Origin of the sequence: Neobacillus dielmonensis (assembly GCF_000612665.1) — a bacterium.
In the GTDB taxonomy this organism is placed as follows: Bacteria; Bacillota; Bacilli; order Bacillales; family Cytobacillaceae; genus Neobacillus; species Neobacillus dielmonensis.
In genome coordinates this window covers 1-22080 of the sequence record NZ_HG942025.1, presented here as the reverse complement: position 1 = coordinate 22080, position 22080 = coordinate 1, and the positions used below count along the sequence as shown (strand labels likewise).

The 22080-nt window shown below is 39.7% G+C and carries 15 protein-coding genes and 1 rRNA gene; 2 read left to right on the top strand and 14 right to left on the bottom strand.

Annotation, left to right across the window (positions count from 1 at the left end):
* Positions 1–66 precede the first annotated feature (66 nt).
* From BN2425_RS01460 to BN2425_RS01415, 10 genes are all read right to left on the bottom strand, one after another.
* Positions 67–945 (bottom strand): hypothetical protein, encoded by an 879-nt coding sequence (locus BN2425_RS01460; protein WP_042454316.1) that lies wholly within the window; start codon positions 943–945, stop codon positions 67–69.
* Between the two features lie 15 nt (positions 946–960).
* A complete protein-coding gene (locus BN2425_RS01455) occupies positions 961–2013 on the bottom strand; it encodes a hypothetical protein (RefSeq protein ID WP_042454314.1) in 1053 nt (350 codons plus the stop codon).
* A gap of 335 nt (positions 2014–2348) precedes the next feature.
* Positions 2349–3659 (bottom strand): MFS transporter, encoded by a 1311-nt coding sequence (locus BN2425_RS01450; protein ID WP_042454311.1) that lies wholly within the window; start codon positions 3657–3659, stop codon positions 2349–2351.
* 252 nt (positions 3660–3911) lie between these two features.
* Positions 3912–5681: a gamma-glutamyltransferase gene (gene ggt, locus BN2425_RS01445; protein WP_042454309.1), complete on the bottom strand. Its 1770-nt coding sequence runs from the start codon at positions 5679–5681 to the stop codon at positions 3912–3914.
* Between the two features lie 208 nt (positions 5682–5889).
* Positions 5890–7179, bottom strand: coding sequence for a hypothetical protein (locus BN2425_RS01440; protein WP_042454307.1), 1290 nt, complete (start codon positions 7177–7179; stop codon positions 5890–5892).
* Positions 7139–8476, bottom strand: coding sequence for a hypothetical protein (locus tag BN2425_RS01435; RefSeq protein ID WP_042454305.1), 1338 nt, complete (start codon positions 8474–8476; stop codon positions 7139–7141). The genes BN2425_RS01440 and BN2425_RS01435 overlap by 41 nt, the downstream gene beginning before the upstream one ends.
* 128 nt (positions 8477–8604) lie before the next feature.
* A complete protein-coding gene (locus tag BN2425_RS01430) occupies positions 8605–12975 on the bottom strand; it encodes a tetratricopeptide repeat protein (RefSeq protein ID WP_042454303.1) in 4371 nt (1456 codons plus the stop codon).
* Positions 12976–13135: 160 nt separating this feature from the next.
* The gene (locus BN2425_RS01425) at positions 13136–13957 is read right to left on the bottom strand and encodes an alpha/beta fold hydrolase (RefSeq protein WP_042454301.1); all 822 of its coding nucleotides are present in this window, start codon (positions 13955–13957) and stop codon (positions 13136–13138) included.
* An 18-nt stretch (positions 13958–13975) separates the two neighbouring features.
* Positions 13976–14869: an NAD(P)-dependent oxidoreductase gene (locus BN2425_RS01420; RefSeq protein WP_042454299.1), complete on the bottom strand. Its 894-nt coding sequence runs from the start codon at positions 14867–14869 to the stop codon at positions 13976–13978.
* Positions 14866–15654 (bottom strand): hydroxypyruvate isomerase family protein, encoded by a 789-nt coding sequence (locus BN2425_RS01415; RefSeq protein WP_042454297.1) that lies wholly within the window; start codon positions 15652–15654, stop codon positions 14866–14868. Before BN2425_RS01415 ends, BN2425_RS01420 begins: the two co-directional genes overlap by 4 nt.
* Before the next feature lie 189 nt (positions 15655–15843).
* Between BN2425_RS01415 and BN2425_RS01410 the strand changes: the two genes are divergently transcribed.
* Positions 15844–17436 (top strand): catalase, encoded by a 1593-nt coding sequence (locus BN2425_RS01410; protein ID WP_042454356.1) that lies wholly within the window; start codon positions 15844–15846, stop codon positions 17434–17436.
* Positions 17437–17483: 47 nt separating this feature from the next.
* Complete coding sequence (locus BN2425_RS22675) at positions 17484–17642, top strand: hypothetical protein (RefSeq protein WP_195891883.1); 159 nt, start codon at positions 17484–17486, stop codon at positions 17640–17642.
* A 132-nt stretch (positions 17643–17774) separates the two neighbouring features.
* On the opposite strand, the gene BN2425_RS01405 is transcribed toward BN2425_RS22675, so the two are convergent.
* From BN2425_RS01405 to rrf, 4 genes are all read right to left on the bottom strand, one after another.
* Positions 17775–19019 carry an L-lactate MFS transporter gene (locus BN2425_RS01405; RefSeq protein WP_042454295.1) on the bottom strand — a complete coding sequence of 415 codons (1245 nt, stop codon included), beginning with the start codon at positions 19017–19019 and terminating at the stop codon, positions 17775–17777.
* A 135-nt stretch (positions 19020–19154) separates the two neighbouring features.
* Positions 19155–19922, bottom strand: coding sequence for a LytR/AlgR family response regulator transcription factor (locus tag BN2425_RS01400; protein WP_042454293.1), 768 nt, complete (start codon positions 19920–19922; stop codon positions 19155–19157).
* Positions 19919–21580, bottom strand: coding sequence for a sensor histidine kinase (locus BN2425_RS01395; protein WP_081797981.1), 1662 nt, complete (start codon positions 21578–21580; stop codon positions 19919–19921). Before BN2425_RS01395 ends, BN2425_RS01400 begins: the two co-directional genes overlap by 4 nt.
* Before the next feature lie 294 nt (positions 21581–21874).
* Positions 21875–21991, bottom strand: a 5S ribosomal RNA gene (rrf, locus tag BN2425_RS01390).
* Positions 21992–22080 lie beyond the last annotated feature (89 nt).

Sequence of the window (22080 nt, the reverse complement as noted above, 5' to 3'; positions counted from 1 at the left end):
GGCTGCCCAAAGTCAATTTACCTGACGCCTTTGAGCAGCCTCTTTTCACTAATTTCTATAGATTTCTTATACAAAAAAGCTGATAGCAATTAAGATTGCCTCGACGGCCACTATTGTTAAAAGTACTTTACTCTTTTTATCAATCTTTGCTACATCTTCTTTACTCACCATATTTTCCACGACCGTTTGCAGCCTATCACTATTCTGTTTGCTTTGTTCTTTGAAGAAGGTATCGATTTGATGCTGCCATTCTTCAAAATCCCTTTTCAAATTCTCATTGAAATGAACATGTGCCGCAGTCCAGTTATCCATTTGATGGGTAAGTTTATCTACCAGCGCCTCTTCCCTAACGACCATAATCGACTTGATTGATTCTGTATGTTTTTGAAACATTTCTTCATATGCACGCTTCAGCTCTTCCAAACGGTTTTCCATAGTCCTAAGGTCTGCGATATGGGTGTTTATCTTTTCTTCTGCTAACGATAACTGTTGCTTTGTCATGGAGACAAACGTCTCGTTTTGCTGCAGAAACTGTTGATTTTTTTCATCAACTTCCGTTAATTTGTGCATAAAGTCGTTAACGGTTTCCGTTACAGCCCCAATGGAATCAGTGGCTTTATCAAGAAGCTCTTGATTACTAATCATAAAAGCTTGCTGTAATTCTTTCGCGTTTTCATTAAATAATGCAATATTCTTTTGAAGCAGATCCTCGATTTCGGTTTTTAACGTATCCATTTGCTGGAACAACAAACCGGCCTTGCTTATCACATTTTCTGCTTCTTGTTTGAAATCAGCAGAATTGCTGATCGACAACTGTACGATATTGTTTTCTAAGTGTTTGATTTTCTCTTTAAAGTCATCGTAAAAAAGCTCATCGTTTAATTTTCTTAATTCATCCACTGCGTTTTCATAATCGCTTTTGGTTGGGAGGTTTGTTGCAACCATATGTACACCGCCTCATCAATTTAAAGATTTAATCATTTTTTCGCCATCTTGCCGCAGAAGCCCCAAATATTGTGAAGCAAGCCAACGTTCTTGTGTATTTCCTTTTAAGAGGAGCTGCTTAAGTTCCTCCATATATTCCATCCAATGTTTGATAAAATATCCTTGGAGCTGTGAAACATGTTTTTTGGATATATTCCACTGTTCATAAACTTCCAGAGAGTGGACATCATGCTGAGCTCTCAATTGCTCCATTTCAGCAAGTTCTTGTTCAAGTTTTTTCCTTTTCTCTGTTGTGGCAAAATGAATTGCGTTCTTTTCTTTCGAAAGCTGCTCTCTCCGCTCAATTGCCTCGTTTTGTATGAATAACAGAACTTCATTATAACTATGGTACATTTTAGTTACCCAATCATAAGCGAATTCTCGGGTTTGATTCACTGCTTTTTCATAGGAGCTCTTCAACCAAAAGGTATCGATCTTTTGTTCAATACGCGGTATAGGAGAATAATAAGGTAATTGGAACAGTGCCGTTGTACCAATGTTTAAACCATCTGCTTCTTGGATTATTTCTCTCAGCTTAGGCTCAATGTCCTCCTTAAGCTGTTGCTCCAAATCTTCGATATTTTGATTAATGAAACTCGCTTTTCTGTTATTAGGCATATACACAATAACATGGTTTACTAATTCGAATATATAGTTAGAACTAGTATCTTTCAGTGCCATTTTGTTTAAAAATAAATCATATTGCTTGAGTTCGCTACAAATTTCGTCGTACCGCTCTTCTTCCTTTATTACATGATTTAGGAGAATCTTTTGTCGTTCGATTAACTCCCCATATTTTTTTAACTTTTCTTGATGCTGTTCAAGTTTAAGCCTAGTAACTTCTTCGCTTTCTTTAAATACTTTTGCCAATTGACTGAAGGTTAGCTCACTCACAGTTGAGAATTCTCCCAACTTCCTTTTATTACGCAGCCATTCATCCAGCCCAATAAAGCCATTGATGAATTCCTGTTTCGCTTTAAAAGCCCATTCATATCGGTTTTGATGAAAATTGATTAATGTAGGATTCATATCTAAAGGCCAACTCCTGCATTTTACCGCACAAATATTGCAAACGGCTCAAACTGTCTTGTAGTTTTGGATCATGCTTAACACCATGGTCTTTCTCTATTCATTCGTTTAACGCCATATGTATTCGGTAAATTACTATTTCTGGGTAGGTACTAAATGTAACTTGTTGCTCGGATATCTATTCGATACCCTCTTTAATATATTCATTATAAAGCAAATGATAGTTTCATAAGTTATTTTAACATTTTTCAAAACGACGAAAATATATTTTTGCACAAATGACAACATATATTTATTTCATCATATAAAACTGGCTGACAAACTTTATAGGTTCGTCAGCCAGTCTTTTTTTCACTACGAGCCCAGAACAGGACTGGAACAATAAGTAAAGCCATGATTCCTCCACCAAGGGATAGTGCGGTAAAACTTGAGTTGGCCACAACTATGCCCGAAAGCACGCCACCTGAAGCTCCGGATAATGCGATGGATACATCCACTGTTCCTTGTACCTTTGCCCGGTTGGTTGGATTGGTGGCATCCACAATCAAGGTGGTTCCACAAATTAATCCAAAGTTCCAGCCAAGGCCAAGGAGTGCGAGTGCAATTACAAAGACAATCATGGAGTCCGGAGGTGCCACAGCAGCCAAAGCCCCTGCAGCAAGGAGAGTCGCACCTGAAGCAATAGCCATTAACATTCGGCCTATTTTATCAACCAGAATTCCCGTTACGAAAGAGGGTAAATACATGGCACAAACATGAATACTAATCACCAGTCCTACCTCACTTAATCCGTGACCATGATGCCTCATTTGCACAGGTGTCATCGTCATGATGGCCACCATGACCAGTTGGGTTAGGAGCATAATCGTGGTTCCGAGAGCAATTCCCCGCTTTTTTGTATCCCCTGATACAGAACTCTTAACGTTTGGATGTTCCTCTTCCTTACTCTTCTTTTCAGCTATCGCTTTTGCAACTATAAGTGGGTCTGGACGAAGAAATACTAACAGGACTAAACCAGCCAAGATAAAAGCGGTGGCTGCTAGTATGAAGGGTCCGGCTAACGTCGGAACACCAATTGATTGAGCAAACCGTCCCATTACCTCTACAAGATTGGGACCCGCTACTGCACCAAAAGTGGTAGATACCATGGCGATACTAATCGCGGTTGCCCGCTGAGTAGAACTCGCCAAATCCGTACCTGCATAACGTGCTTGCAAATTGGTCGCAGTACCTGCCCCATAAATGAACAAGGAAGCAAACAAGAGGAAAATATTTGAAATTAAAGCAGAAATCACTACACCAATGGCTCCCGCTCCCCCTACTAAAAAACCTGCTGCCAGACCAAACCTGCGGCCAAACCGCTGCGACGCACGTCCCACCAGAAAGGCTGCTAGAGCAGACCCTAACGTGAATAATGCAGTGGGAACCCCTGCAAAGCCGTCAGTACCAAGCATGTCTTGAGCGATTAATGCTCCGACCGTTATTCCGGCAGCCAGGCCAGCCCCACCGAAAACTTGTGATAATACCACAATGAATAAGGTTTTTTTATATAACTGTTTTTGCCTTTCTGGAGAGTCAATGTAACTTTGGATTCGAAGTAAGTTTTGACCCTCTAATGCAAGCGATTGTTCGGAGTTAGAAGACATCCCTCGGTCCGCCCTTCTAGCGTTTATGTTAATATTTTACATGTTCGTTATTATCTTATTGTCAATGTATCTTTTAAAAAATGCAATCATAATCTTTGAATTTAGAACTTTTCCTCGAACTAAAATTGGTCAGAAAAAACTTAGGAGAAAAAAATAGCCGACTCAACATAGTCGACTATAAATTACATTTAATCTATTCGTTTCTTATTGAAAATTGCCTTCTGCATTTATTTCAGGGTATTTCTTGTTGAATTATTTTCGATTCCCTGGTAAATTGATGCCTATTGCCGCTCCGTGGCGGCTGGAATCGGCTACTCCTTTAAAGCTGCCATTTTGCCGGTCAATTAAGATGCTCTGAACATTACCAATGGTTGACGGATTGGGACCGAATTTATGACCCATACCATTAAGTTGACTAATTACTCCTGCTGGAATGCCGGACTCATACTGATAAGAATTTATGTTATTGGTATAAATTCTTGGTTCTTCTACCGCAGCCTTTAGCTCCATACCATATTCAAAGGTGTTCAAAATTGTTTGCAGGACAGAGGTGATGATTGTCGCACCACCTGGTGAACCAACTGTCAGAACAGGCTGGCCATCCTTGAATACAATGGTTGGTGTCATACTGCTTAATGGACGTTTATTGGGTTGGACTTCATTTGCCCCACCAGGAACAGCATCAAAGTCGGTTAATTCATTATTTAACATAAAACCGTACCCAGGAACCATGATTCCAGTGCCAAATACTTGCTCAATCGTTGTGGTATAGGAAACAACATTTCCCCATCGATCGGCAACCGTGAAATGAGTGGTTTCTCCATTTTTCCGATCACTCGGCTGAGCTGTTTGCTGATAATTTGCCATGTTAGATTCGTACTTCCATGGGTCACCTGCTTGTGGCTTTAGGTTCACCGTATTAAGGCTGATTAACTTCTGACGCTCTTGAATATAATCCGGATGCAATAAGCCGGTGAGCGGCACATTCACAAACTCAGGATCTCCTGCATATGCTGCACGGTCTGCATATGCGAGGTGCATAGTTTCGGATAACAGATGGTATTTTTCCCATGACTTTATATCGTATTGGGAAAGCTTAAATCCATCCAGAATCTTCAGCATTTGTAAAAGAAATACCCCACCGGAGCTTGGAGGTGGCATACTAGCAATCTGGTAGCCTTTGTAGTCACCCCAAATCGGCTCATCAACGGTTATATTATACTTGTGTAAATCCTCTGGTACCATCGAACCACCAAACTGCTGCACGGTGCTGGCAAGTGCCTCGGCAATTGGACCGTTATATAATGCATCCGATCCTTTTGAACGAATAAGTTTAAAGGTTTTCGCCAAATCCTTCTGAACTAGTGTATCTCCCTCTTGCAATGGTTGACCATTAGGCAGGAAAACTTTTCCTGCTGCTGTCCTTGATAGTTTTTCCTTATTATCCGCTATCGCTTCAGCTAGGACCGAGTTGATGGGGAAGCCTTTATCGGCCAGCTTTATAGCTGGTTCAATCAATTGGGCCAATGGGCGGGTTCCCCATTTTTCTAATGCCGTTTCTAAACCCTTTAAGGTTCCTGGCACACCAACAGCTGTACCACCGGTTGAGCGGATGGAGAATGGGATGGCGTTTCCGTTATGATCTAAAAACATATCTGGTGCAGCTCCCTGCGGGGCACGCTCTCGGCTGTTGATAATGGTGGTTTTCTTTGTCTTCCCATCGTACACCATCATAAAGCCGCCGCCGCCAATACCAGACATCATCGGTTCAACTACATTCAGGGCGAATTGAATCGCCACAGCTGCATCAATGGCATTCCCGCCTTTTCTTAGTACTTCGGCGCCAACTTCAGAGGCAAATGGATGGGCTGTTGCCACCATTCCGTCCTTCCCTACATCGACCTCACTGTACTGGCTATAGTCATAATCATTCCCTTTCGCCAGTGCGCTGAACGGCAGTGTCCCCACTATCAGCAGGATACTAAATAATGCGGCAATCCAAGACTTCCCAATCCTTTTCATCTTTTCCCTCCTATGGTAAAAATAGTTTCAACTCTATTCTACCAAGGAGACAGAAAAATCAGAATATATTTACCTTATATTTCCACTTTTGAGCATAAATACCTAATAATACAGTGCTAAAGTTGCCGCAACTCTTTGGTTTAACGAGTATTCCTCTTATCAGCTAAAAAGAAAAACCCCCGGCTATCTTCCGGAGGAATTTTAATCATTAGGTTCTTGATTCGAGTACTTTCTCCTGCAGCAATGCCAATACACCTTTATTTAACAAATTAAATATCGAATACTCTGGCTTTAAGCCCAATCTCTCTAATAATGGATTGAGGATTTCAAGGGGAGTCTTGCCGCCGCAAAGGATTTCTAATTCCTTTTTGCTCAAGTCTGCAAAGCCATGCCCGCTTATTCCCTCATGGCGAAACTCAATGCATTTGACAATCCCTTTTTCCCTCAACGCCAGATAAAGATGAACAAAATAGGCTTCCTCGTCTGAAAGTTTTTCGCATCCTACCTGGTGGCCAGCTTGGATGCGAACTTGTTTTTTCTCTTCTAACATTCGAATATATTCCTGAAGTGCCTGATTATAACGATGGTAATGCTTGGTTAACCGCCATTTAGGTAACACCAATTTGTAATTAGAATCTTCCCGATAGACAAATTGGCCTCTCTTATCATGGTCCCAACCAAGAGCGAATAACAAAGTCTCTTCCACCAAACGATAGTAAAGGACAATAAAGTCAATAACATCGTCCTGTTCATAAAGAAATTCAGCATAGTTGTGCAATAACGCGATAAATGGACGCTGCTCTTGATCCTGTATGGGTAGTAAGCTAATTAGATAGTTTACTTCCTCATTATCCGAAATATCAGTAGAAGTCAGTGTATCTGCCAGCAGGTTTAATGGATTCTGTTTACCCGGTACATACTCATTTTCGAAGTCTAATAGAAATAATTTATTCCCAAAATGGAGCAAATCATTCACTTCGGCATGTTTTGCTGCTAACCTTTCATTTAACAGCACGGAAGCGGACTGGTAATTCCCTGAATAAATCAATTCGCTGACATGTTGAATGAGATCGAAATTCGTTTCTTCTGCCGTTGTGAAAGATAGTCTGGAAGCCCTTCTATCGTCCTCTGTTAGGAAATAGACTTGTTCATGATATTCAGCAGCGCCTATCTGGGTTAACAAATGGCCGATTGGAGCAGACTCTTTTTGCAACAAAATAAAGATTTCATCGTTTTCATCAATATAAGAATGTAAGAATACTTTTAACTGGTCAGATTGTCTGTATACAGGTTGCTCATTGTTAACCAAAACAGTTCTTACCGCTATGTGATTTGAAACAAAGCTATGACAAAGCGATTCTTCTTGCTTATTAGAGCAAATAATGCATACTTCTTGTAATTTTTTGGAGTAGGAAAGAACTTTCCTTTCAGCCTCTTTTATTTTTGACAAAAAGTCGTTAGACCATAGAATGATTAGTTTTACCTTCAGCGTAACCATCCTCCTTCTTGATGTCCTCTGCTAGCTGCAATATGAGAAGATTAAGAGATGTAAAATTTTCATCGGCCTTTATACCTAAATCTCTAAGCATTAAGTCAACATCCATGAGAAATCGCCTTTTGGTTTTGGCAAGGGTGCGATTAGCATTTCCCGCAAAAGCATTCCAGAGTTCTTTTGGATAAATCGGTTTTCTCGAATGGCCAATAAAGCTTTTGTTTCGTGAATCTAGAATACCCGCTACATTATTGCTTTTTAGAAAAAAGTAGGCCCCAAAATACCCGTCAATTTCAAAGTTATCGTAAAGGTCTTCTAATACTTCAAATACTTGATAAATGGATGATTTTTGTTCCATCGGATAATGGGTGTTTCCATTTGTTTGGCCAAATTGAAGAAGATAAAATAAAACAGCCTCTCTCGCCCTGTAAAGCCGAATAAGGAAAGATGGAAGATCATCTATCTGTACATAGACTTCGATTTGCCTAAATAATTCTGCAATACGTTCTAACTCTTTGATTTCTCGGTCATTACTTAAAAGCTTTGAAAATATAGTTTTGGTTTCAGATAGAGACCGGGTTGAGCCTAATAAATTCATAGCCTCTGTTAAAAATTGCTCTGCCTCTTCAAATGCAAAATTCATCCGTTTTAATTGGGAACGGAGAATAGCCTCAATCGCCTTCAGATTGTTGGATGAAATGTTAATATCTGATAGTAGTTCTAAGGCTCCCTGATAATCATAGTCTTGGATAAATTCCCGAAATAACCGGTACCATGATTTGGGGTTAACCTTTCCTGGATGATAAACAGATGCGGTCTTGCTTCCATCCCAATATAAACTTATGTATCGTTGTGGAAACTGTCGCAAGCATTCTATAAGGAATGCCTGTGAGACAAGATTGGTTTTGGCACCGACAATCTGGCCTATGTATTCTGTGGGATAACGCTTTTTTAACGACATTAAAAGAATTTCAATTTGAATTAAGCAGTTCTCCAATGAGAAAGATTGCCCAATGGGCAGTAGCAAGACTTGGACGTCCCAACCATTTGTCATACGCTCTTCAAGCACCTTCTCCAAATGGCTTTCTATCACCATCCTCTGCCTTACTGTAACTTGGTTATCAATGGTAAACCAGCAATATACCTCTTTATCTATGGTCTCTAACGACGATAGAATTTCTCTAAGTTCACTGGATTGGAGCTCTACTTCATCCTGCTCATATTGAAAAAAAGAATTGGTTTTCTTTTTAAGAGAAATATGGGAATGGAAGATGTAATGGGGAATTAGACTGATCTGATCCAACGTTCAATCCTCCTAAAATAGTATTAAATTAATGTTTATTATAGTACAAAATAAAGAGATAAGGAATAAAACATATCCCCCTATCATATAATAGGAGGATTGAGCATTATTATTTATTAATCTAAAATCTATTTTAGTTCGAGTCCTGCCATCATACTTTCCCGCGTTTCTATGACAGTTGAAAGAAGCTGCTTGGCTTGTTCATTTCCCTGACTAGATAGCTTCTTAAGTAACATTATGGCTTCGTCTAAATCAGAAACCCCCTCCATTACTTGATTCAGCTGGAATTTTGATTGTCCTCGGTTATTCAACATGACGGCAGAGACATAATCGCTATTCGACATCCCCTTACTAGCCTTACGTTTAACTAGATTAATGGATGTATCATAATCTTCGATAGCTTCTTCAAATAGCATCATTTCATAAAACATATTTGCCCGCACCATAAATAAATTTATTTTATCGGATTCGGGATAATCATTAAAATCAATAGACCCAATAAGTTCTGTAATTAAATCAATGGCCATAGTATGATCGATTACATTTTCATCCGAAAAGTGATGTTTCTGTATAATTTCACCACGTTCACGAATAACTGTAAGCAACTGATTGACATTGTTTGGTGCACCACATTTCAACAGCATGCGTTGAAACTCAATATAATCATTACAATCAATCAATGCTTCCGACGTTAATTCTTGCTCCTTGTATAAAAGCATACGATTGAATAACGCCGCACCAAGATTTGCGGCAGGTGCTGCACCCTTTTCACTAATGATGGTCCTCCATATTTTTATGGATTCTGTATAGTCACTAATTGCTTTTTCATACTGTCCAGAATCATGATAAGCAGCCCCTCGATTCAACAGAATTTCTGCCAAATCGCTTAATTCCTTTAACTTTCCTTGCTCATACAATTCCCTGCGAATTTCCAGTCCTTTTGAAAAGTCAATAAGCGCTTTATCCACTTTTATTAACTGAAAATAGACGGCACCTCGATTTTGCAAGGCCTTTGCCAATTTATTTTTATCTGCCAATACTCCTTTGTTTGATAGTTTTTTCATGATTGTTATGCATTCATTATAATCACTTAGCGCTTTTTCATTTTGGTTCAACTGCAAATGAGTAAAGCCTCGACTCAAGAGAACATCTGCTAATTCAATCTTTTCTTCCAAATTCCCTTCGTTAGATAGCCGTTTCAGTATGTTAATGGCTTCCGTATAATCTATATAAGCTTCCTCAAAAGAATTCATATGGTTCCATGCGTTTCCTCGACTAACGAAAATATCCGAAAGGTTTTTCTCATTGTACAATAATCCATTTTCTACCAACTTTGTCAAGATCGCTATTGCCTCTGTGTATTGCTGGATGGCATCTTCCATCTTGCCAGACTCTCGTAATAAATTGCCTCGATTTCCTAAAGCGATGGCGAAGATACTTCGATCAAAAGGTTTTCCTTCTTCCTCTGCCCTTTTGAATTCTTCAATGGATTCGTCATAACTGGCTAAGGCTTCCTCATTTTTGTTCATTGTCTCTAAAACAGCTCCTCGATTGGTTAGCAGTGTGGCAAAGTAGCCTATATCCTTCAACTTACCGAATTCTAATAATTTTTCATTGATCCTAACAGCCCGATTAAAGTCTTCCAAAGCTTTTTCATTCTGCTGCAGTTCTGTTAAAATAGCACCGCGATTCATCAGTGCAACTGCAATAAAATGATCTTCAGATCCTTCGTTTTCCTTCATTTCACTATGAATAGCAATGGCTTCATTTAAGTCCGCAAGCGCATCCTTATTCCGTTTCTTCTTAAGATAAATGGTCCCTCGGTTCATTAAGGCCATAGACAAGTCTTCTTTGTCCATTTGATCCCCATTTTTCATTTTATTTTGAAAGATAAAGATAGCTTCGTTATAATCGTCCAATGCTTGTTCTGTTTGACCCATTAGATTTAGCACCGTTCCTCGATCGTTTAATACATTTCCAAGCTCCAGTGCTTTATCTAATTTCTTTTCTGAGATTAATTTTTTCAATATTTGAATGGCTTCTGTAAAGTCATGCTGGGCTTCATCATACACTTTTAACTCATGTAACGTATTTCCACGCTGGGCTAATACTTCTGCTAAACCCTCTGCAAAGTTAACCAGATACTCATATTTTTCAATGGTTAAGATATATTTTGTCTGTATGACGTAACGTCGGAACAAAAGATAAATGGTCTGATTCTTATATAAAGTTGGATTCCTTAGTGCATTAAAATAATAAGCACTGACTTTGGCTTCACTGTACTTCTCTGGACAATACTCTATGATGTAATCATGTAAATAGGTAATGAAATAAGTTAAGCCATCATTTTCAGCTCTTGACCAATCAATCGTTTCCAATAATTCTTCAGATATATACTGCTCCTCTGCCCAAGATTCTACAAGCTGTTTGATAGCCGATCCGAACCTCTGGATAATAATCTTTTTCCAATTTATGTGAGAGATTGTGATTAAATTTCCTCGATAACTCCGCTCTATTTTTATAAATCCACGAATGTCAATTAAATAGGCTAGTAGTTTAAAGGTTGCCTTGTCTTCTCCCATTAAGCTAGAAATTTCACGGTATGTTAATGGTTCATAGCTAGTTGCAATAATGGATAATAATTGCATAATGTTTTTAAAAAACTTCTCCCCATATAACGATTCCAACGAATTGAAATAGTAATCAAAAAGTTCCTTTCCTTTTGGCAGTTTCATAATTTCGTCTTGTGGCTTTATTTTATATATTTCTTTTAATAGTTTTAGATAAATAAAACGAAAATCAGCATGGTCAAGCAGCCAGTCCTTTAATTTTTCCTGCTCTTTTGATAAATCGTTTGTTTGGAAGATGTATTTCCTAACATAATTATTGAGCATATCGACATGCTCCTGCTCATTTTTTGTGGATACTTTCTTATCACTAACCTTTAAAAAACGGATACGATTTCGGCTATATTCCGATATTTCATCATTCGTCCTGGAGGTAAGCAGCAGAAATACATTTTCATCCAGCATATCTGCACTAGGGATAAAATCGTAAATGGATAGCTTGGATTTTGCTGGGATCTCATCTAGTCCATCAATAACCAGCATTAACTTATCCTTGCCAAAAAATTTCTGATGTTCCTTATGGTAGAGGTTTAACAGATTGGCGAACTCTTTCTTCTTGTTATCGGCAGTTTCACTGATTTGATGGATAGATGAAATGACAGTGTTTCCTTTTTTGTCCATTCTCAATTGATCTATTAGATTAGTAAAAAAATTTTTTAACTTATATGAATAACTATCGTTTATATAATGGCATCGAACCGAAGTATTGGCTATTTTAATCTTCCCTAAGGAAAGTTCATCCAGTGCACGGGAAAAGGTTGTTTTCCCAGTCCCTCTCTCCATCTGCAGCAGAAAAACGCCCTTATTTCGTTTTTGTATATTAGTTGTCAGCCAATTCTCCAAATAGGTTGGCCGCTCGAAGTCGTCTACTTCCTGCATTTTCTGTGTCACTTTTTCTTCAATAAGGGAATAAGAGTCTTCTTCAAATGAATGTTCTGTCAGCTGACCTACCTGATGAGATTGGTTAAAGGAAGTATACACCGTTTTCATTAGGTCATTTATGTTTTTAAGATTCGTCCGTTTAACTCCTTCTGGATAGTTAAGCAGAGATGTACGGAAGTCATATTTACTAAATGAGTCAAAGAAAAAGATTTTTCCATCCTCTACAAATATGTATGGATATAACGTTTGATGGTTGCCTTCATATTCTATGTACACATTGGTAAACTTTTCAGTTAGTCCACGTGCATTCGTTTTCCCTATTAACTTCTTTTTTTCCTTATTTTCATCTTGCAAAAATAATGAAAATTGTTGATAGAAGTGTTCGTTTTCTATCAGGTAGGCGCGAATGGATAATAACTTATTCTCAATGTCATTTTGTAGGACTTCTTCATCATAGGTTAGGGCACCGTGACCAATTTGTTTATTTCTCCATGCAGGAATATCTTCATAAATAGAAATAATGTTGTTTAGTATTTGAAAGATTGGACCCTCTGTCTGTACACGTTGAACAATGGTTTGGGCAATTCGCTTCCAATCTCCTAACGAAAGGTGCTTCTCTACTAAGTTTAAGATGATTTTATTTTCTACATCACTTCGATTTTTTTTATGATAAATATGACTTACGGAAACTAAAGTCGGCAACTTAATCATAACCTCAAAAACGTCTTTCAATTGAAGCAGCGCTCCAAATGTTTGACCTTGGTCAATCATATCAAAAAGCCGCCAATATTCATGGGCAATAATGGAAGGATAGTTTTCAAAGGCCTCCTTATACCAATACCTATTACCGCTGGTCATTCGCTTGTTCCATTTCGTATTGCTAGGTACATAGTTTGATTTTAAAATGCTAAAATTACAATCATCATTGCTGCATATTAGTTTTCCTTTAAACTCATCTAATTCACTGTTACAATCTGGACATGTATACACTAGATGCACCCCTTTATTTCCCTCTAGCCTAGTTACTGAAAATCAGTATTAGATTTCAGGTATGACATAATTATATAAATATTATAATAATAAAGAATTAGGAATTATAGACTATTTGATTAAAAGATCTGCTTTTATGTTTTTTGGTTAATAACTTTCTTTAGAGCAATTCAAAGTGTCCTTTTACAAGCGGGATTACTTTTTCCGGCGCTTCAACATAAATAAAATGTCCTGTATTCGGCAAAATGTGGACGGTTGCATGTGGGAATTGCAGGTCTTGCATCTTATAGGCAAAATCTTTTGAAATGTAAGGATCATTTTCTCCCCACAGGATTGTGACTGGACTTTTTATTTCACAAAGCTTCTGATAAGGCTCCACTAGCTGAGAATTAGATGAACGGTACAAATCCAAAATCACATTCCTTTTATCCGCCATTTCAAAGACCTTAAAAAAGTCCTCCAAAATGTGTTCTTCTACTGACGGTATCTCCTGTTTCATCCCCGCCATCCAAGCTTCCTTATTGGCCATAGCCTCTACAACCTTCTCGCCCAGGCCTGGCGTTCTCCATTTTTTTGCAAGAGGATGCCAAGAGTATCCAGGCATCAGCAATGTATCACTAATAATCAGGCTTTCAACTTGTTCATGATGAACACAAGCCCATCTCAACCCAATCATACCGCCCCAATCATGGACAACGAGATGGATTTTATCCAATCCTAAGGCATTCATGAAATGATTGATGAATGCAACGTAGTTTCTCCAATTCGATTCATCTGTAAATCGGTCACTATCTCCGAATCCCGGAAGATCAGGCGCAATGACCCGAAAACCCAATGCGCTAATTTCCGGAATGACATGCTTCCACAGCATACTGGATTCTGGTACACCATGAATCAATAGCACCAGCGGAGCATCTTCGGGACCTTCATCAAGATAGAATATTTTTTGGCCATTTAGTTTTAGTATTTTTTTTGTAATCATGAATAGTCTCCTTTTCAACTAATCTCGTTTTTTCACAATAACTCCGCATTGCTGTTCCAAAGGCTGGATGACGGCAGACATATCCAAGGCTCCAAGGCCGATAGTTTCGGCATGGCGAAACGCTTCTTCCGCCAATTGCCCGCTAAATCGCTTCATTCCCGCTGCTTGAAAAAGTTGGTTGGCCAATCGTACATCTTTAGAGACATATTTCACGGCACCGCCCGGTTCAAATTGACGGTCAAATACGTATTGCTCCATATGCCTTCTTAATATCCGGCTGTCCCCATAGCTTACTTTTAATATCTCAAATAATTGTTCGGAATCGAGACCAAATGCTGCACCGGCCACCATCGCTTCCGTTGCGGCTAGTGAATGGGCATCGACCAAATATTGATTAATGAGTTTGGCGATACTGCCAGAACCCGAGGAGCCAAGATATTCAATCGTTTCTCCTAAGACGTTTAGGATAGGATTTATTTTTTCAAACGTCAGCTTTTCTCCCCCAACCATAATCGTTAATGACCCATTTTCCGCTCCTTCAGGACCTCCACTTACCGGAGCATCGAGATAATCAATCCCCTTTTTTAATGCTTGCTCATATATCGTGTTGCTTGTTTCTGGGCCTGCTGTTGTTAAATCGATACAAACGGTGCCCATATTGGCTTTTTCAAGGATGCCCGACTTCCCTAGATATACTTCTAATACATCCTCTGGCATCGATAGACATGTACAAATGATGTCACTATTTTGGGCAAGCGATGAAATCGATTCTTCCGGTATGGCTCCCTGCTTCATTAACGGCTTTACTTTCTCCGTGCTGCGATTATAGACTCGAACATGATAGCCATGCTGAAGAAGCCGTTGAACCATTCTTGAACCCATTACACCCGTTCCAATAAATCCAATATTCACTTTATTTTGTCTCCTTCCCCCACCCGCGGCAGCCATTCGAAACTATTCTCACTTCTTCCGTCGGGGATGTATTCAAGTCCGATGTAGCCATGATAGGTATTATTCAAATAGGCAAATATTTTTTGATAATCCATCTCCCCTGTACCAGGCTGATGTCTACCAGGAACATCTGCAATTTGTATATGGCCAATCATATCAGCGTATTGTTGATAGATGACAAGCGGACTCCCTTGAATTTGTTGAATATGATAAAAATCAAACTGAAGCATGATATTTGGCAAATTGACCGCTTGGATTATATCGCTTGCGAATCCAATATCATTTAAAAAATATCCAGGCATATCGTATGGATTGATTGGTTCAATCATAAGTATCAATCCATGTTTAGCCAGTTCCGTTCCAGCATAATATAGGTTCTCTAGATAGACGTCTCTTGCAATTAAAGGGTCCGTTTCAGAAAGGATGCCTGCCATGCAGTGAATATGAGGCACGTTTAACCCTAATGCATATCGGATGCCATCCTTCACAGAACATCTAAATTCCTCTATTCTGTTCGGGTCGATAGCGATTCCACGGTCCCCTTTCTCCCAATTTCCTGGCGGCAAGTTCAATAACACCATTTTCAATTTCTGCTGTGTTAGTACCTGATTAATCTCTTCTATAGAATAAGCATACGGAAATTGACACTCCACATAAGAAAATCCACAATTACGTGCTTTTTTAAACCGTTCCAAAAACGTAACTTCTTGAAAAATCGTTGAGAGATTGACTGCGAATTGGGTCATCTAAAACCTCCATCATAAAACAAAATGGTCATAAATTGAAAAGTTCGACTTAAAATTTGTTTTTCCTTCATCCTGCTTTACTTGTCTAACAACAAATTATTTCTCCTCCCTTGGATTACATAGAAAAATTAACCAATGGAAATAATGAGATAGAATTTTACATAAATTGGAGGAATAAGTGTGGAAGAAATGAATCAGGACGACAACTTGGGGACCGGTGAAAGTACCGATTCCTTAACCAACCGTCAAGGCCACCCGGTAACCGATAACCAAAATATCAGAACGGTTGGGAACCGCGGTCCGTCAACACTGGAGAATTACGATTTTATTGAAAAAATTACCCATTTTGATCGAGAACGGGTCCCAGAGCGCGTGGTTCATGCACGTGGGGCCGGGGCTCATGGCTATTTTGAAGCCTACGGAAAAGCCGGAGATGAACCTGTTTCCAAATACACCAGAGCCAAACTGTTTCAGGAACCTGGAAAGCGGACACCTGTGTTTGTCCGATTTTCGACAGTTGCTGGTGCCATGGAGTCACCGGAAACAGCCCGTGACCCAAGAGGGTTCGCCGTCAAATTCTATACAGAGGATGGGAACTGGGACCTGGTTGGGAACAACCTAAAAGTCTTCTTTATTCGAGATGCGATGAAATTTCCTGACATGATTCATGCTTTTAAACCCGATCCGGTATCGAATGTGAGTAATCCAGAACGCATGTTTGACTTCTTGTCTAACACACCGGAAGCAACCCATATGGTCACCTTTTTATTCTCTCCTTGGGGGATCCCAGCTAATTACCGTCAAATGCAGGGGTCGGGCGTTAATACGTACAAATGGGTGAACGAGGTAGGAAAAGCTGTCCTGGTCAAGTACCACTTTGAACCGATGAAGCAAGGTATTAAGAATTTGACACAAAAAGAGGCTGAAGAAATCCAAGCTAAAAATGTCAGCCATGCGACACAAGATTTGTATGAAGCCATTGAACGCGGCGACTACCCTGAGTGGGAATTCTCTGTCCAGATCATGAGTGATGATGAGCATCTTGAGCTGGATTTTGATCCGCTGGATGATACAAAATTATGGCCAACAGACAAGTTCCCGTTCTTAAAGGTCGGAAAAATGGTCCTCAATAAAAACCCGGAAAACTACTTTAACGAGGTGGAACAGGCTGCATTTGGCACTGGCGTTTTGGTGGACGGTCTTGATTTTTCCGATGATAAAATGCTCCAGGGAAGAACCTTCTCCTATTCCGATACGCAGCGCTACCGGGTAGGAGCGAACTATTTGCAGCTGCCGATTAATTCACCGAAAAAGCGTGTGGCCACCAATCAGCGCGGTGGGCAAATGTCTTATCATGTTGATCTGGCTCCAGGACAAAACCCACACATTAATTATGAGCCTTCTACGATTGACGGGTTGAAGGAAGCCGAGCAAATCGGAAAAGTGCATGAGCCTTATTATGAAGGCAAATTGGTCCGCGAAAAAATTGACCGCACCAATGATTTTGGGCAAGCTGGAGAAACCTACCGCAGCTTGGAAGACTGGGAAAGAGATGAACTAATCAGCAATCTCGTAGACAACCTAAAGGTGTGCAGGAAAGAAATTCAGGATAAGATGATTGAGTATTTTACCAAAGCGGATGAAGATTATGGAAGACGCGTCAGAGAAGGCGTAGACAAAGCCATGAAAACAATGGACGCTAAACGAAATACCAGTTCAGCATCTGCAGATAAAGCCGTTGAAAAGTCAAAACGGATGGGTAAAGAAAGTGATCCTTACTAGAAAGGTAAAAATTAGTTAGCTATTTACTAAATTTAAGGAGGATGTATATGCAAAAGAATCCACAAACCAAACCGGATATAGCTTCTATTATGAAACCGGAATTTGCCGGTACGGATGCTCAGAAAGTGAAGCAAGAAATTCAACAAGATGTAAGTGCGGGACAAGGTGACATCACTTCTCGAGAAGCAGGGGCATATCGGGATTAAAGTCCACTTCATATGGTAAGAAAATGAAAGGAGGACACATTGAACTACACACAAGAATTAGGCCAATCATACCGTTTGGCCTTTTTACTACTGATAGCAAAAAGGCAGGTTGCCCTGCCTTTTCCCTTTCTATTAACTTGCGCGAGTCTCTGGTGACAAGCTGCGAAGTCTTTGTTGATTTTGTTTGTTGGATTTTTTCTGCTTATTGCCTGGTGCCTTAATCAGCATCGCAATCAATACAGAAACAATACTTAAGACCGCAATGAGTTTAAATGTTGGAATAAATCCGCCTAGTGCTGAAGAAATAAAGGAACCGGAAATAGCCCCAATGCCAAAGCCTTGATAAATGATACCATAGTTTTTGCTTTGGTTTTTCAAGCCAAAGAAATCGGCTACAATGGCTGGAAAGATGGTAATGTTGCCGCCAAAGCAAAACGCGATTGCAGCCACACAAGCAAAGAACAACCCATAATGAAGCTCAGCAAAACTCAAGACAGTGACCGCTGCAGCAGTGACCAGCAGTGCTCCTGAAACTACTCGTAACCGACCAAGTTTATCCGACAAAGCACCAAGAATAATTCGTCCGCATGTATTAAAGATGGCCACTAAGGCTACCGCGTTGCTTGCTGTCGCAACATCAAGCCCGGCTAATTTTACACCAATGTCTTTTACTACTCCGATTAAAAATAATCCACTCATACATGCTGTAAAGAAAATCCCAAAGAGTAAGTACGCTTCCTTTGTTTTCAACATTTCTTTTACAGTAAAATCTCGCTGAATTTTCATATCCGCTGATTGCGTCTCGTTGTTTAGTTTTGCTTCTCTTACCAAGAAGGAACCGCCGACCACTAAGGCCATGACAATGACACCCCAGTAAAAGAAAGCTTGGTTTACACCAACGGTTTGAATTAGTGAGCCATTTACGAACTTAAATAACAAACTGCCTGTCCCATATGCTCCAACTGATATACCAGAAATCAATCCTTTTCGCTCAGGGAACCATTTTATTAAATTTGATAGTGTAGTGATGTACGCTGTACCATCAGCTGCACCGACCACCACACCTGCCATAATATACAGCATCCACAAAGAGGAAACTTGGGAGCTGATCATTAAACCGATTCCAAGGACAATACCGGCAACAGCAATTAAGCGTCGCAGTCCCCATTTATCTTGCAGCTTGCCAGCAAACAGTGTAGACAATGCCAAGGCTAAGCTTGTAATCGAAAAAGTGACCGCAACTGAATTTAATTCCCAGCCAAACCGGTCAACTAAAGGCTGGTTGAACAAACTCCATGTATAAATCGTACCTAACCCCATTTGGACAATGATCGTTCCTAGCACAATCATCCAACGGTTTTCTGTGCTTGTTCTCATGTTGATCTCCTCTTTTCTTCTATCTCAATAATCACGTTTTAAATAATGTATCTGTTTACATGACTATCTTAACACTGGAAATAGGAAGGAAATCGTTTTCAGAATGAAATGCTTATTTTATGGAATGAATGGCGGTTATAGCTGCATAATTTGGCGAAAGCCCTTTACTTTGCTTCGGCTTACCGGAATTTCCACCGTTAAATCTTTTAAACGGAGCATGTAGGTTTGATTGAACCATGGAACAATTTCACGTATTTTCGTCAGGTTGACTGTATAGGAACGGTGGCAGCGGTAAAAAAGGGCTTCTGGCAGAAGGGCATGAAATTCTGAAATGCTCATCTGCATGGTGTATTCTTCTTTTTGGGTATACACCAATGTCACCTTCTCACGTGCTTCCGCATAATAAATGTCATTAATATCCGTTACAATAATTTTTTCATTTTTTTTCAAATTGATATGTTTTGCAGGTTGCAAATGGGTCTTTGCATTGGGACTCGGTTTCGCAGTTTTTACTGGGGGGACGGCCGCCGGCGCTGCGTCCCGTTTAAAAGCTGACTCCAATCGGTGTAACACGGAGGCAATCCGCTTTTCATCATACGGTTTTAAGATATAATCGAAGGCCTCCAATTCAAAAGCTTGTGCGGCATGTTCCTTATAGGCAGTCGTAAAAACGATATAAGGCTTGTTCGTAAATTTGCTGATGGTACTGGCTAACAGCATCCCATCAAGGGACGGTATATTGATATCCAAAAAGATCACGTCGGTGTCATGCTCTTGCAAATATTTCAATACATCCAGACCATCATCGAAACACTTCGTTATTTTAATTTGACTATATTCTTCTATTAAATACTCCAGTTCTTCTCGAGCTGGGATTTCATCTTCCACTATAATGGCTCTCATACGTTCTCCTTTTCAATCTCAAAAGAAACTTCTGTACCGGGGTTTAGCCGTTTAATGAATAGCCCCTGACCATAAATCAGTTTTACACGCTGATGCACATTATACAAACCAATTTTATTGGCTGGCACCGTATCCTGCTGCACCTGCCTAATCACTTCTTCACTGATTCCGGCACCAGTGTCTCTCACACTGACTCTTATTTTATCCCCAACATCTTTCACTGAAAGGGTGATGATTCCGGGGCCCTTTTGTTTTAAGATGCCATGGATAATGGCATTTTCCACTAAAGGCTGGATTAGCAGACTTGGAATCTTTATGTCCACGTCATCAATGTCATACTCAACCGTTAATCGACTGCCGAAACGGGCCTTCTCGATTTCCACATAATCACGCACTTGCTCCAATTCTTTATCTACATCGATCAGTTCATCATTTACCTCTAAATTGTAACGCAAATAACCCGACAAATTGATAATCAGTTCACGGGCCTTATCTGGATTTCTTCGGGTGGTCGATGCGATTGCATTAAGAGCATTAAACAAAAAATGCGGATTGATTTTGGTTTGGAGCGCCTTCATTTCCGCCTTATTCGCAGCTTCACGAATTTGTTCAATTCGTGAAATCTCCATTAAGGTAGAGATAATTTGTGACAAGCCAATTGCCATAGTCTGTAGTGAGTACGTCATTTTATAGGCTTTCCGATAATAAATTTTTAATGTTCCCGTCACTTCGCCATGTTCTTGAAATGGGACAATAAGCAAGGAATGAATTTGTGGTGTATGATGGTCCGCAATTTGATTTCGTATAATGATTTCTCCGCTGCGAACAGCTTCTTTCGTCAAATCACTGATAATTTCTTGCCCAATCACATACCTTTCTTCTCCAAAGCCTACATAAGCAAGCACATTATGGATATCGGTAATGGCCACTGCGTCTGCCTTAATATCATCTTTAATAATTGTACAAATCTTCTTTAAAGATTCAGTATTGATAGACCGAAAATAGGGCAGGGTTTTGTTAGCAATCTCCAATGACAGCTTTGCCTGCTCGGCCGCTATAGATTCTTTCTCCCGTTCCACACTCATGACTAACAAAACAATCAAGCCAATATTAACTTCTCCGGCGATCATTGGAAAGGCAATCTTGGACACAATGTCCAGTCCCAGTGAAAATGGTTCAGCCATTAAAAGAATTAACAGCATGGTCAAAACCTCACAAAGCATACCTGCTGCAATACCATATATCCAGCGTAGTGATCTTTTAACTCGACGATTAATATAACCTGACACAACCCCAGCAATAACGCTTGTTATCAGGCATGGGATGGAAGTAATTCCCCCAATGTCGATCAGATAGCGGTGGAGACCCGAAACAATGCCAGTAATAATTCCTACCCAAGGCCCAAATAAAATGCCTCCCGAAACCACGGCGATAATCCTAACATTGACTAACGACCCTTCCACGTTAATCCCTGAATAAGTTCCGAAAATGGCGAAAGCACAAAATACGACCGTAAAAATCGCCCGCTCTCCAGGTGAATGGCGGTCCTTTTGCAGGGACTCCTTAAATCTCGGAATCCGAATCATAAAAAACAGGCAAATTAACAGCAATGCGGCCCGCTCAAATAAGTGAATTAACATTTCTAAATTTGTATTCATCAGATGTTCCTTTCTCAAGATGAAATTTCCCTACTACGATACACCTTCTTGTCTAATATGAAAATACGGAATATGATACTTCTAGGAAAGTTCACGAGCTAATATTGTTTACCGAAATCTATTCTATGTAGTATTGTCTACCCCCCAAATTAATATTGAAAAATAATGGAAATTTGTAACTTCGATATTAACGTATCTTTACAAAATAACATTAAAATATTTAGAAAATATATTTCTTACGAAATTCATAAACACAAAAAAAGACAACCTTTATTTCAGGTTGACTTTATGATTGCCTGGCAGCGTCCTACTCTCACAGGGGCTTTCGCCCCAACTACCATCGGCGCTGAGAAGCTTAACTTCCGTGTTCGGTATGGGAACGGGTGTGACCTTCTCGCCATCACCGCCAGACTATTTTTTCGAGGTTATTTTATTATAATGTCTTTTTCATATTTTGCAAGAGGAAATTTTAATTTTTTCATTCCCTCAAAACTAGATAA

Excerpts from the sequence above, each read along its gene's own strand:
- BN2425_RS01460 (WP_042454316.1), bottom strand. The coding sequence starts at position 945 with ATGGTTGCAACAAACCTCCCAACCAAAAGCGATTATGAAAACGCAGTG.
- BN2425_RS01455 (WP_042454314.1), bottom strand. The coding sequence starts at position 2,013 with ATGAATCCTACATTAATCAATTTTCATCAAAACCGATATGAATGGGCT.
- BN2425_RS01450 (WP_042454311.1), bottom strand. The coding sequence starts at position 3,659 with ATGTCTTCTAACTCCGAACAATCGCTTGCATTAGAGGGTCAAAACTTA.
- ggt (WP_042454309.1), bottom strand. The coding sequence starts at position 5,681 with ATGAAAAGGATTGGGAAGTCTTGGATTGCCGCATTATTTAGTATCCTG.
- BN2425_RS01440 (WP_042454307.1), bottom strand. The coding sequence starts at position 7,179 with ATGGTTACGCTGAAGGTAAAACTAATCATTCTATGGTCTAACGACTTT.
- BN2425_RS01425 (WP_042454301.1), bottom strand. The coding sequence starts at position 13,957 with ATGATTACAAAAAAAATACTAAAACTAAATGGCCAAAAAATATTCTAT.
- BN2425_RS01415 (WP_042454297.1), bottom strand. The coding sequence starts at position 15,654 with ATGACCCAATTCGCAGTCAATCTCTCAACGATTTTTCAAGAAGTTACG.
- BN2425_RS01410 (WP_042454356.1), top strand. The coding sequence starts at position 15,844 with ATGAATCAGGACGACAACTTGGGGACCGGTGAAAGTACCGATTCCTTA.
- BN2425_RS22675 (WP_195891883.1), top strand. The coding sequence starts at position 17,484 with ATGCAAAAGAATCCACAAACCAAACCGGATATAGCTTCTATTATGAAA.
- BN2425_RS01405 (WP_042454295.1), bottom strand. The coding sequence starts at position 19,019 with ATGAGAACAAGCACAGAAAACCGTTGGATGATTGTGCTAGGAACGATC.
- BN2425_RS01400 (WP_042454293.1), bottom strand. The coding sequence starts at position 19,922 with ATGAGAGCCATTATAGTGGAAGATGAAATCCCAGCTCGAGAAGAACTG.
- BN2425_RS01395 (WP_081797981.1), bottom strand. The coding sequence starts at position 21,580 with ATGAATACAAATTTAGAAATGTTAATTCACTTATTTGAGCGGGCCGCA.